Source organism: Nocardia farcinica, from assembly GCF_001182745.1.
GTDB classification, from domain to species: Bacteria; Actinomycetota; Actinomycetes; order Mycobacteriales; family Mycobacteriaceae; genus Nocardia; species Nocardia farcinica.
The window spans coordinates 1-11,613 of sequence record NZ_LN868939.1 but is presented as its reverse complement, the minus strand read 5'-3'; the positions used below and the strand labels follow the sequence as shown (position 1 = coordinate 11,613).

General features: G+C 59.6%; 18 protein-coding genes. 8 read left to right on the top strand and 10 right to left on the bottom strand.

Annotation, left to right across the window (positions count from 1 at the left end; all coding sequences use genetic code 11):
* The first annotated feature begins 4 nt into the window (after positions 1-4).
* The 7 genes from AMO33_RS17045 (at position 5) to AMO33_RS17030 (ending at position 4,111) form a co-directional block, all read left to right on the top strand.
* Positions 5-232 carry a hypothetical protein gene (locus AMO33_RS17045; RefSeq protein WP_139337591.1) on the top strand — a complete coding sequence of 76 codons (228 nt, stop codon included), beginning with the start codon at positions 5-7 and terminating at the stop codon, positions 230-232.
* A 26-nt stretch (positions 233-258) separates the two neighbouring features.
* The gene (locus tag AMO33_RS31540) at positions 259-438 is read left to right on the top strand and encodes a hypothetical protein (RefSeq protein WP_139337592.1); all 180 of its coding nucleotides are present in this window, start codon (positions 259-261) and stop codon (positions 436-438) included.
* On the top strand, positions 390-797 hold the full coding sequence (locus tag AMO33_RS30415) for a deoxycytidylate deaminase (protein WP_307584754.1): 408 nt from the start codon (positions 390-392) through the stop codon (positions 795-797). The genes AMO33_RS31540 and AMO33_RS30415 overlap by 49 nt, the downstream gene beginning before the upstream one ends.
* A 10-nt stretch (positions 798-807) precedes the next feature.
* Positions 808-978 carry a hypothetical protein gene (locus AMO33_RS31535; protein WP_159005673.1) on the top strand — a complete coding sequence of 57 codons (171 nt, stop codon included), beginning with the start codon at positions 808-810 and terminating at the stop codon, positions 976-978.
* Between the two features lie 604 nt (positions 979-1,582).
* Entirely contained in the window at positions 1,583-2,179 is a 597-nt protein-coding gene (locus tag AMO33_RS17040; protein ID WP_139337593.1) for a phosphatase domain-containing protein, read from the top strand.
* An 82-nt stretch (positions 2,180-2,261) separates the two neighbouring features.
* Positions 2,262-3,518, top strand: coding sequence for an RNA ligase family protein (locus AMO33_RS17035; protein WP_060593549.1), 1,257 nt, complete (start codon positions 2,262-2,264; stop codon positions 3,516-3,518).
* Between the two features lie 254 nt (positions 3,519-3,772).
* Positions 3,773-4,111: a hypothetical protein gene (locus AMO33_RS17030; protein WP_060593204.1), complete on the top strand. Its 339-nt coding sequence runs from the start codon at positions 3,773-3,775 to the stop codon at positions 4,109-4,111.
* 95 nt (positions 4,112-4,206) lie between these two features.
* Here the strand turns inward: AMO33_RS17030 and AMO33_RS17025 are convergent, their stop codons facing one another.
* A complete protein-coding gene (locus tag AMO33_RS17025; RefSeq protein ID WP_082668696.1) occupies positions 4,207-5,688 on the bottom strand; it encodes a recombinase family protein in 1,482 nt (493 codons plus the stop codon).
* Positions 5,689-5,835: 147 nt separating this feature from the next.
* Here AMO33_RS17025 and AMO33_RS17020 point away from each other — a divergent pair, with 147 nt between their 5' ends.
* A complete protein-coding gene (locus tag AMO33_RS17020) occupies positions 5,836-6,027 on the top strand; it encodes a hypothetical protein (protein ID WP_060593548.1) in 192 nt (63 codons plus the stop codon).
* Between the two features lie 36 nt (positions 6,028-6,063).
* Here the strand turns inward: AMO33_RS17020 and AMO33_RS17015 are convergent, their stop codons facing one another.
* The 9 genes from AMO33_RS17015 to AMO33_RS30410 form a co-directional block, all read right to left on the bottom strand.
* The gene (locus AMO33_RS17015) at positions 6,064-6,462 is read right to left on the bottom strand and encodes a hypothetical protein (RefSeq protein WP_139337594.1); all 399 of its coding nucleotides are present in this window, start codon (positions 6,460-6,462) and stop codon (positions 6,064-6,066) included.
* A 109-nt stretch (positions 6,463-6,571) separates the two neighbouring features.
* On the bottom strand, positions 6,572-7,105 hold the full coding sequence (locus AMO33_RS32190) for a phage upper tail fiber protein (protein WP_174520488.1): 534 nt from the start codon (positions 7,103-7,105) through the stop codon (positions 6,572-6,574).
* Between the two features lie 479 nt (positions 7,106-7,584).
* Positions 7,585-7,926: an LtfC-like domain-containing protein gene (locus AMO33_RS31065; protein WP_060593546.1), complete on the bottom strand. Its 342-nt coding sequence runs from the start codon at positions 7,924-7,926 to the stop codon at positions 7,585-7,587.
* Between the two features lie 13 nt (positions 7,927-7,939).
* A complete protein-coding gene (locus AMO33_RS31530) occupies positions 7,940-9,172 on the bottom strand; it encodes a hypothetical protein (protein ID WP_139337595.1) in 1,233 nt (410 codons plus the stop codon).
* Between the two features lies 1 nt (position 9,173).
* Positions 9,174-9,473, bottom strand: coding sequence for a hypothetical protein (locus tag AMO33_RS17005; protein WP_060593545.1), 300 nt, complete (start codon positions 9,471-9,473; stop codon positions 9,174-9,176).
* Positions 9,470-10,165: a hypothetical protein gene (locus AMO33_RS31525; protein ID WP_139337596.1), complete on the bottom strand. Its 696-nt coding sequence runs from the start codon at positions 10,163-10,165 to the stop codon at positions 9,470-9,472. The genes AMO33_RS17005 and AMO33_RS31525 overlap by 4 nt, the downstream gene beginning before the upstream one ends.
* Positions 10,166-10,495 carry a DUF2746 domain-containing protein gene (locus tag AMO33_RS17000; RefSeq protein WP_060593544.1) on the bottom strand — a complete coding sequence of 110 codons (330 nt, stop codon included), beginning with the start codon at positions 10,493-10,495 and terminating at the stop codon, positions 10,166-10,168.
* Positions 10,496-10,498: 3 nt separating this feature from the next.
* Positions 10,499-10,762, bottom strand: coding sequence for a phage holin (locus AMO33_RS16995; protein WP_139337597.1), 264 nt, complete (start codon positions 10,760-10,762; stop codon positions 10,499-10,501).
* Positions 10,763-10,764: 2 nt separating this feature from the next.
* Positions 10,765-11,583 carry an N-acetylmuramoyl-L-alanine amidase gene (locus tag AMO33_RS30410; RefSeq protein WP_082668735.1) on the bottom strand — a complete coding sequence of 273 codons (819 nt, stop codon included), beginning with the start codon at positions 11,581-11,583 and terminating at the stop codon, positions 10,765-10,767.
* Positions 11,584-11,613: the final 30 nt, after the last annotated feature.

Genomic DNA, 11,613 nt, shown 5'->3' with positions numbered 1-11,613 from the left:
GAGATTGAGTGTCAAGCTTCCGCCCCAGGTGTGGGCGGCATTGAGAGGGCATGTGATCTGGGACCCGGACGGCTGGCTCGATAAAGATGCGCCGCCGTTCTGGGAGCCGGTAACCGAAGACGAGTTCTTGCACCGATTCTTCCGATGCACCACTACGCAGATAGCCGAGAGCGGTCGGATGCGGGAATATCAACTCGCGCTCATCGAGCGCAACATAGAAGACCGTTTCTAGGCGATGACGGAAAGGCGGGACGACAAGTGACCGAAGACGAATACCGGGAGCGGGCCGCCGCATTGATGGCAGCAAATGACGAGTGGGTTCCCAAATTCCGCGAGGCAAAAGCACAGGTTGATCGAGTTGCCAACGAGTTTTACGTGCTGCGCGACGAGTGGAGAGCCGCCAACCCCGGCGTGCCATTCCCGAAGGTGCTTCAGTGAGCCGACCGACCTGGGATGAGTACTTTATCGGCATTGCTCGGGCTGTCGCTGCCCGCTCGGATTGCGAGCGGGACAAGGTTGGAGCCGTCGTTGTTCGGAACCACCGAATCCGGGCCACTGGATATAACGGCGCTCCAGCGGGGTGGCCAGGTTGCCACACCTGTCCGCGCCGTACTTCCAACTGCACGCCCGGCAGTTCGTACGATAATTGCATTGCAATCCACGCGGAGGCGAATGCCCTTCTCCACTGTGATCGGGAAGACCTCATTGACGCGACTCTCTACGTAACGCGAGCACCCTGCTACGCGTGCTACAAGCTGATTTCCGGCGCGGGCATTACCCGCGTCGTCACCCCTTAAGGATTAGAAGATGGGTATTTTCCTTTTCGGCCTGAACGCATTTTTCGGCATCTTGAATCTTCTGTGCATCCCGATGGTCGTTGCGTATGGAAACGACCCCGCCCTTGTGTCGGCTAACGTGATTGCGGCGGCTTTATCATTCCTTGTAATGTACGTCGTCGCCGATTCGGACTTGATGTGACCGGCTCTGAACTGCTGGGATTGCACTGACCCGGCCTGATAACTACGACCCACGAAGGACTTCTTATGAGTTCTCCCATGCCGCTATTCGCAGGCATGTGCTGCATCTGTTACGAGTCGATCCGGGAGGGGGACCACATCGTGGATTCCGAAGGCGCGAAGTGGGATGTGCATCGGGGCAAGTGTGCTGATAGGGCAGGAATCTCAGATGGATTCGACTCCACCCCTCCAACGTTCTGACCCAACAGATATACTCCCCAGCCCGGCCTCTGAGCCGGGCTTTTCTGTTCCATCGAAAGGTAATGCCCCCATGTCTCTCCGTGACGCCAAGCGACGCCAGCAGGCGGCCAAGAACCGCCGTGCAGGATCGAGCAACACGAGCACCCCGTACGACACCACCTATTCGGGCTACTACAGCGCGTCTTCCTCTTCCTCTTCCTCTTCGAGTTCGTGTGACTCGTCTTCGTCCAGCTCCGGGGGCTGCGATTGATCGAGTCAATTAATGGGGACTCTCGGAAGGTCGCAATCAAGCTCACTGGAAGCACCGATACTGCGAACTTCTACATTGATGACGCGTTTCTAGTAAAGGCACTCCGTTCGTCTGCGTGGACTTCCCGGTACCGCCCGACGAGTGTAAGCGGCGCAATGAACTGCGCCGGGCAAACGGCGGTCGATACGTCCCGGAGAAGGTCATCGACCGCATGGCGAAGCGGTACCCACTACGCGACTGGAAGCCGGTCACACCCAAATTCCGACTCGATATCGAGCCTGTGACCGGAATCGGCAGCGAGAACGCCTATATCTGGGACATTGACGGGACGGTGGCGCACATGACCGGCCGGAGCCCATACGACTACAGCCGCGTAGGTGAGGACGCCGAGGACGTATACGTCCGGGCTCTTCACTGGGGTATCTGTGACGGAATTCCGGATGCGAAGCACCTTTTCGTGTCTGGTCGTAACGAGGAATGCCGGGACGTTACTCAGCACTGGCTTGCGGCTATGGGCTTCCGGGTCGACGCCCTTCTTATGCGCAAGGCGGGCGATACCCGAGATGACGCGGTGGTGAAGCTCGAAATCTTCAACGAGCACATTCGGGACCGATACACCGTCCTCGGTGTATTCGATGACCGGGACCGGGTTGTCTCAATGTGGCGGCGATTGAATCTGAAGTGCTTCCAGGTTCAGCCAGGGGATTTCTGACGTTTGTCACGGGGAGAACATAGATGTCCTGCAATCTGCCGCCAATCCGCGACTAGATAACCAAGAAACAGAGGTAGCGATTTTGAACTTTGACAAGCCGAAAAACGAGAACTACGCGGCGGTTGTCGCCCGAGTGCCCGCCGTCGTCCCGATTATCGGCCGGGACCGAATCGTCATGATTCCGATTTTCGGTCATACCGCCATCGTGCAGAAGGGCTGGAATGTGGGGGACCTGGGGGTTTTCTTCCCCGCAGAGGTCCAGCTCTCCCACGAGTACGCCAGTGCCAACAACATGTATCGGCACGCCGAGAACAACGCAGACGGCACGGTCACCGGGTACCTGGAGGACAACCGCCGGGTGAAGGCGATCAAGCTTGGCGGCCAGCGGTCGAACGCGATTTTCATGCCGCTGTCCTCGCTGGAAGTGTTCGGCATCGACCCGGCCGACCTTCGGGAAGGTGACACCTTCGACACGATCAACGGCCAGGAAGTCTGCCGTAAGTACGTGATCCGGGAGCCGAAAACGGCCACCGGCAACCAGCCGGTCACGAAGCGCCCCGGGCGCGTCGACCCGAGGATGTTCCCCGAGCACCTGAGCACTGCGAGCTACTTCCGCAACGCCGATCAGATCAACGACGCTGATTACGTGTACGTGACGCAGAAGCTTCACGGCACGAGTATCCGAGTCGGCCGAACTCTGGTGAACCGCAAGCTGACGATCCGCGAGCGCCTTGCTCGGCGGATGGGTGTGCGAGTCCAGACCACCGAGTATGACCAGGTGTACGGCTCGCGCCGGGTGACCAAGGACGCGAACGACCCGAATCAGCGGCACTTCTACAAGTCGGATATCTGGACCCAGAAGGGCCGAGAGCTTGACGGTTTGATCCCGGATGGCTTCCTGGTCTTCGGTGAGTTGGTGGGGTGGACACCGGACGGTGAGCCCATCCAGAAGGGCTACACCTACCAGATTCCGAAGGGGCAGAGCCGCCTTTACGTCTACCGCGTGGCAACGATCAACGACCAGGGCTTGACGGTCGATCTGTCGTGGCCCGCCGTCCGCGAATTCTGCGCGGAGCGCGGCCTGGAGGTCGTCCCCACGCTGTACGAGGGCTATGCAATGGACCTCGATGTGAACGACCTCATGGACATCAGGTACCGAGATGCCGGATGGCGGACCGCCGTCCCGTTGGACGAGAACGGAACCGTGGACGAAGGTGTCGTTATCCGTCGTGAGGGCATCACACCGCTTCTGCTGAAGGCGAAGAGCCCGGCGTTTCTGGAGCACGAAACGAAGATGCTCGACGCTGGCACCGTCGACCTGGAGTCGGCAGTGGCGTAAGCCGGTGCTACCCTGAAGGTGTCAGCTATTCTCGACCCGAGCGGCTGACGCCCGATTACCCGATCGGATACCAGAGAAACCCCCTACTCGCACGGTAGGGGGTTTTTCTCGTTTCCAAGGCGCCCTTGGACTCACTGTTTCCCCAGCTAGACCGGTATTTTCAATCTGATTGTTGACACAAAACAAGCGATGGGGTAATCTTCTAGATGTCACCAAGACGGGACATTGAAAACTCCAGAGTGAAAGGTCAGACCATGATCAAGGACATGATTGCCGCGTACGAGTCGCTTGCTCAGTCCGAGGATGGTTACCAGGAAGCTTCCCAGGTCTGGGCCGAGATTGAGGCCCTGGCGGAGGAAAGCATCGAGGCTCACCGCTTCGTCTACGGCAGTGATGAGCACGTTGATTACCTGGACCCGACGAATCCGATGGCCTTGACGGTGAAGCGTAAGCGTCTGGAACTCCAGACCACGTTTTCCCCGATGAGCCTGAAGATCGCGGACTATGAGGCCAAGAAGAACCGCTATGAAATGGCGGACATCAACCGGGACCTTAAGGACCGGCGTCGGGCCTACATCCTGAGCGGCAACTGAGAGACCGGGCTAGCTGGTACCTAGCCCGGTCAACCAGGATCATAGACGAAGAGAGCCCCCTACCACCCCGGTAGGGGGCTTTCGTCGTCTCGGGGCTATGTGATCTTCTCGCCCATGATGTCTACCAGTTCCCAACGCTTGCCGGGGTGGAGGACGAACCGGATACCGCGTTCCTGGAGTAGCTTCCTCCGCTCTTCCTGGGAGGACCGCGCCCACACTTCAGCGTTCGTCTCTCCGGTCGTTTCCTCCCTCCAGGTAGGTGCAACTACCGGATTGGCCTGCAAGGCGTTCCTGCGGCCAACGAGAGACGAAAGACGGGTCATGTAGAGATTCTGGTCTTCCTCGGTTGTGATGAGTCCGGCGTCGGATTCCATTCGCAATCGCTTTATGGCTGCTTCAACCTCTTCCAGCTCTCGCGAGTTGTCCGACCCGGGGACAAAGATTCGACGGGTGACCGCCTGCTGTCCGTACGTCTCGATAAATAGTTCCTCTAGTAGAAATTCCGCCTCATCGGCACGGGTTCGAAGCTTGCACTTCTGGCACCGGTAGTACCGGAATTCCTTGCCTCCCGGAACGTTCTGCTGGACCTGGTGCGAGAGATTGCTACCGCACTTTCCGCAGAATCCAACGCTGAGTAACGGGTTAGGACTGTTCACGCGGCGCTTGCCTGAGTGGGACCGGGCCGCAACGGCTTCCTGGATTCGCGTCCACGTCTCGTCATCAAAAGTCGGATCAGCAAGGCGGATCATCGACCCGTCTTCGGTCAGCACCGGCTTGCCCTGGGACATCTTGATTCCCTGGGTACGAAGGGAAGTCAGCATGTCACGGAGATTCGTCACAGTCCAGGGATCAGCCTTCGGCTCCCTTCCGGCCTCCACCTTCGCCCGGTTCATGTTCGTCAAGACGCCTGTCGCGTTGAGATGGGCCACGATGGACGAAAAGGAGTCTCCGGCGAGCAATCGGGGCGCGATGACCTCCCGGAGGACTCGCCGCCCCTCCGGGTCCGGGACCAAGCACCGACCCTTACCGGACGGGTGCGGGGCGGTCCAAAACCCGTACGGCGGTACGCCGTTCGCCCATCGGTCCGTTTGCCGGATGATGCGGTGAGCATCCTTGGCCCTGGATTTGAAACGGTTCAGTTCCATCTGTGCGAAGAAACTCGCAACCATGATGAAGAACTCAGACATCATACGCTCGAAACTGTCCACGTCGTCGCGGTAGTTGAGGACCATCCCGTCCTCGGCAAAGACAAGAATCTTCTTCCGCGCTTCGATCCAGCGAGCAAGGTCCACCGTGTCCCGGATGGATCGAAACGCCCGGTCGACCTTCGAGAAGACGAGCATGTCCCACTCGTGGGCGCGCTCATCGGTCAGCCACCGGCCCAGGTCTGGACGATCAAACGGGGTGTACTTGTCCGCCGACACGTCCAGGTCTTCGAACGTACCGACGATACGGTGTCCTCGAGACACGACCCAACTTGACCCGGTGCCGATCTGTGCTAGGTTGCTGACTTTCTCCGCGCCCTTCAGGACGGAGACACGCGCGCCGACCAGCGCGCGGAGTGATGTGGCTGCCATAATGGGAACTCTATCAGTCTCGGACAGCCGAATCAAACAGACTTCCAATGAATGACCTGGGAAAACACGAAACCCCTGACATGGCGGAACGTGTCGGGCCACGAATCGGGCTATGCGTGCAGGCCCTGGGCGCGATAGGCTCCCGGCATGACATCTTTGTTCCGTGCGGGCCTTGTCGTCCTAGGTCTGGTGATGGTGTGGCTTGGCCTGTCGGACTTCGAAGAAGCTTGGTGGGTCACCGTCCTGGGTGGTGTGCTGGTGCTCTGGGTGATCTTCGACGCCATCGAGCACCGGGGGAGTACCCGAACAGACACACCGCTTCCACGGCGCGAGCCGTAAGACGAAAAAGGCCCCTACCGAAAGGTAGGGGCTTTCTCATGTCACCCGGACGTACGAGTCCGCACCTCCGAGAAGACTAGCGCCGGCCGAACTGCTCGCTGCCGCCTGGAGCTTGATGATCGCGCCAGCAGTCACATCCTGTGTCACCTGGAGTGTGAAAGTCTGTGTCTTTCCTGCTGAGACAGACACCGATGCGTGCGTGGCGATGATCGCGCCGTTGTAGAGCAACTGGGTCCGGTACGTCCTTGAGATAGCCGAGCCGTTCTGAATCCTCACGCTGCCCGTGATGGTCGCTCCGGTCTTGTTGCTGGCGACCACTAGGCCAGTCGTGCCGTCCAACGTGGTCCCGGTGTAGGCCGGATCAGCAATCCAGTCCGGAACGTCCGTGAAGGTATTACCCGGGATGGCGTGATTCCCGTCCTTGTACATCGACACCGGCAGGAATGACGCGAAAACCATTGTGTCCCCGGCATATATTCGAGACACGCTCGAATCACCCACCCGGAACGTAGGGGTGGCGTCGCCTAGTCGAGTCGGCATCCGATCACCCCACGATCACGTAGAGCGTGGTGGACGGACGGCCAGCGCCTAAAGCGTCGTATGCGGCCTGAGTCAGCCGAACGACGTTGAGCACGGTCCCGTCAGTGCCCACCTTCCCGGCAAGCGCTGTGGTGAGCCCGGTGACCTCCGATTGAGGGTGCGTGTGCGCAGTCGGCGGACGCGAGTCCGATAGCCGGGCATCGTTGCCTTGGCAGACGGTTCCGGCCGAGGTGCCGAACATGCTTTGAACGCGCGTGGTCACGCGAGCATCGGTGTAGTACCTGTTCGCGCTGCCTTCCGGGACAGCATCTGTTGACCCTGGGGAAGGTGAGATTTCGACGTAGCCGGACCCGCTCCAGCGGTAAATCTTGCCGGTGTCCACGGCCACATAGATTTTCCCGCCTTCCCCGGTCGTCGGAAAGGTCTCCAGTGCTGAGCCTTCGACCACATCGTCCACGTAGGACGGGAGATAGGTCGATGGGATCAGCGCCGACGAGTCCAGCGGTGCGTACCCACCGGGCACGCCACGGTTAGCCATGGATTCCTTGCCATCTAGGGCCGACTGGAGGCCGGAGACTTCCCCGATTGAATGCGTGTGTGCGGTTGGTGGGAACGTGCTCGGTTTGTTGGTCAGAAGCTCGAAATCTGTCGGTCCGGGTGGACCGGGATCACCTTGGGGTCCCGGATCACCTTGTGGGCCGGGAACACCCTGGGGACCTTGAGGTCCCGGGTATGTCCCTTCGGACTCGGTAGGCCATGCACCACCGGTGCGGCGGTACAACTTCCCGCCTGCCAACCACACCGACCCATCGGGGGCGGAAGCCGGTAGGTCTGCGTAGGTAGGGACCTGTCCGGCCAGCGCAAGGCCGTCACCCGGAGGGCCTTGCTCGCCGGGCACTCCTGGATCACCCTTCGGCCCGGGTGGGCCGGGCATGGGCACTAGGACGCCTTCGGCTGGAGCAACGGATTCAGGTCCGATGGACGGCGGGGCGGTCCCGGACTCTTCGATGATGATCACTACGGCACCACCCATTCGACTTTTCCTTGTAGCAGCACCCGGTCGAGGGACGGGGTTTCATCCGTGTGCTTGAATATCAGTTGATACGGCGTCCGGTCCTCGATGGCGGCTCGCGCCGCTTCGGACTCGACACGGCAATACGCCGTGCTCCCGGTGATGGTGAACGGCCACTTGGTCCCCCCGGACCAATCGCCATCCGTGCCGTTCTGGAACTGGTAATACAGTTCGTGGCCGGTAGGATACGGCGCGGGAACGCCGTTCACCTTCCACGTATAGACGATCTCGAAATCGTCATTGACGATCAGATACAGTTTTTCGGCTTTGATCTTACGTCCAGCCATTGAAGCCCCTTCCTTATCCGATACCCGAGAAAATTCGGACATCGTTCCAAGAATTCGAGTCCGCGAATGACGCTCGGCTGACGCGCAGACCCGCGAACGTATTGGTCGGGGGTATTACTCGATGGGCGTTGCCTGTGTACAAACGTGGAGTGCCGTTAATTTCGATCCATGCAATACCCTGATAGACACAGAACGCCACCTTGTCCCCTGGGCTGACCGATACTCCGCTGGTGAGCTGATCAAAGTCGATCATGGACGGGTTGGTGAGCGATCCGGAGTAGCGAGCAATGTAGAGGGAACCGGCGAAGATGTTCGCGGATAGACCTTCCGTGCCAGCCGCGTTAGAGCACAGGATGAGAGACGAATCCGCACCGGTCTTCGGGGCGCTGAAGGTTCCCGCTGTGGCTTCCACACGGACCATTCCCGACGTGATCCCGGTATCGCGGATGAGTCCTCGGGAACCGTCTGTAGTTCCGATGGTCGACCACTCTCCGCTTCGGAGCGCCGCATTCTGGCCTATCTGAGTCCAGCCGTTCCCGGCCTCACCATCGGGCCGGTTGAAGTCGTCGTAGAAGACTTCCGACCACACCTGTTTCGGCGGGATCGAAGACGGCCGGTCGTAGTGGTCCAACCAGAGCATCTGTGCGTTTGCCAGCGCGGTATTCAGGAATCGGACACAGCGACGATCAGGCCCTAGTTTGAACGATGGCTTGATCATGCAGGACCCGACATAGGTCCCGTTTACCCAAATCCGAACCCACTCGTCCCGCTCGCACCACACCCGCAGCCAGACGTTCCCACTGCCACCGAACGGCACCGGGGACGCCCATGTCGCGGCGTCACCATCCCAGGACATGACGTTTTGGAAGTGGCTGACCATCACTTGATTACCGCCAGCGGCAGGCGCGTACATCAACCGAACGCCGACCACGTTCTGAAAGGACGCGCCGATCCGCGACCATGAATCGGTGAAGTACGTTGAGAAGCCCTGAGAGGCCAGCCCCTCTACGGGCCAATAGATTTCAAAGTCCAGGCCCCAATTCGGGGTGAAGGGCTGCCACTGGTACGACGGGCCTCCGCCGTTGACGGTGAGAAAGTTGCCGTTGACGAGTAGAGAGCTACCGGTGAAAGCGCTTGCTCCATCGCCCAGGTGGACCCAGGGCCGCTGCAACGGCCCTGGTAGATAGTCGAACTCGTCCCGCCAACCTGCCCACGCTAGGGGCAGGTTGCGCCTTAGAAGAAACACGTCACGGCTCCACTAGTCCGCTGACCGTGGCATCCGGGAACGTCACGAGGATGTCCCTCATGCTGTCGAGCATCTGACGCACCTGCCGGAGCCCTAGGCCCTCTAGGTGCTGCCGGTAGCGGTCCGGGTCGGCTTGTAGTTTCGCCTTTGCGTCATCAATGCACGGGATGACGACGGCGGCAGTGTCCATGTCGAACACTCGCCCATCGAAAAGATCATTGATGATCGGCTCGAACTGGGGAGGGATGCGGATATGGTCCGCCATCACTCCGCCGTTGGAGATGATTTCAAACTCTTTCATGCCACCTCTGAAGGCTCTTGGATATTCGGGTCGTACAGGACGCCGAAGACCAGAATTTGCAGGACTACCGGAGCGACAGAACCGGTAACCGAAGTGACGTTTACGTATAGTCGCTCGCGGTTGGACACTTCGTGTCCACCGAGAATCTGCCAGTTCGCGCGGGTTTGATTCGCAGTCAGCGTGTACGTCTCGACCACGGAATTAACGGTTCCGGCAGCATTCCACTTCTTCAGCTCGAACGTCATACCGTTCGGCTGCGACAGCAAGGCGACGTGAATATCTGTCACTTTCCGCTTCAGTCCAGCGGGTACGTTCTGACAGAGGCCGATCAGTAGCTCATTCTCGCCCAGCACTACGGCGGCAGATGCCGCAACGAATTCAGCTTCCCAGTATGAGGCTGCGTTGTAGGCGGTGGCGGCGGTAGCTTCAGCCGCAGCGGCAGCGTTGACCGCTGCCTGAGCTTCGGTAACGGCCTGTCCGGCGGCCCCGGAAGCCGCCTGTGCGATGGAATACGTATTGTCAATACGTTCCCGGACATTGGTCCGGTGCTCGTCTTGGGCCTTGATCGCCTTTGTCTTGGCACCGTTGGTGACGATGCCCAGTACGGCATCCTCTTCGATCCCTTGGCCGTACCGGCCACTGTCCCCCAATTGCCACGCGCCATCGGGCTTAGGGCCTACGGGGTAACTCACCTAGATCCCCTTCGGTCGTTCCAACTCTCGTAGACGACCGTGCGTGTCTCGAAGGTGCTCGCGAATACTCGCCATGTCCTTGCGGTACTCGTCTCGGAAGTCTCGATGCTCATCCCGGAAATCCCGGAACTCATCTCGAATCGCGTCCAGGTCGTCCCGAAGATTTGTGTCGTGCGTATTCGCTACCTGCTCGTGAACTTCGGTGATTGTCTGCTTCTGCTCTTCCTGGGAGGCCCGGAGGCCGCGCGTCTGAAGCCATTGCGATACGACGTAGGCAACGATCATCAGCGCGGCCAGCCAGCCAGGAGCGCCAGCGGGAATGTCGATCAAACGTCACTCCCGAATTTGGAAAGCGCCGACCGTAGCGCCCGGACCATCCTCCGCCGGGGAGGCGGCAGGGGCGTTGTCGGCACTATCCGACCGGTTCACGTTGAAAGCGGCCAGCATGGCAATCAGAGTGCCGATAGCAGGTCCGACCGCGTTCATGATGGTGTCGGACTGGTCGGCGGTAATGACGCCCAGGAGCATAAGCACACCACACGCAACACCAGCGACGCTGTAGATCACCAGGCGGATAGCCGAATTCTTCTCGTACATCACTAGGCCGCCTTCATATCCTTGGTTCCGGGAACTTCGAGCTTCGCGGCAATGGCCGCTTGGAGGTCGTAGGCAGACCGATTTCCGCCTTGTGCGAATCCGTCGAACTTCGCAGCCTTACCGTCTCGAATGGCCTCTGCGACGCCAGCACCGCTGAGTTGATCCAGGGCAGCCATAAGCATTCGTTCCATACGAACCAAGCGGAAGTCAATCCACTTAATCATGTCCTCACGGCTGACCTTCTGGCCCTCCTTGTTTTCGATAATTTCGCCCCAGCTCAATTCATCCTCACTTTCGCCAGTACCGGCGTACTTGTTCACGTAGGTGGTGAAAACGTCCCAGGGGAATCCGTCGCCTACGTCTGTATGGGTCCCGATACCTAGAACCCGGGTCACGTATCGGTGATCGGAAATGCCCGGCGCTCGCCTATAGGGCGGCGCGATAACGTCTGTTGGGATGCCGTATTTCCGGCAATCTTGGACGGCTAGGTACGCGGCAATCTCGATATCGCGTTCCCGCATGAGCCATTCAGCACGCGACCAGCTTGCACGCGACCCGGCAAAACACAGATTGATGGTGTACGCGTTCGCATCCAAGACGGACCACGACGCGTAGTCGGTATCCACTACGTCACACACAATGCCGTCGCGGACCGTGTAGTGGTATGAGACTCCGTTGCTTCCATCACAGTATCGGGCGAGCGCTTCAGCACTCGAGTTTCCTTCCTCGGTGTGAAGAAGGAAGTTGACCGGTGGGCGGGTGCGATTACTCCGCCCTCCGCCCGTCATTCGGTCGATTTCGGTAAATGCAGGCTTGGACATAGGCAACCTTTTTTCGGCGGGCACAAAGCC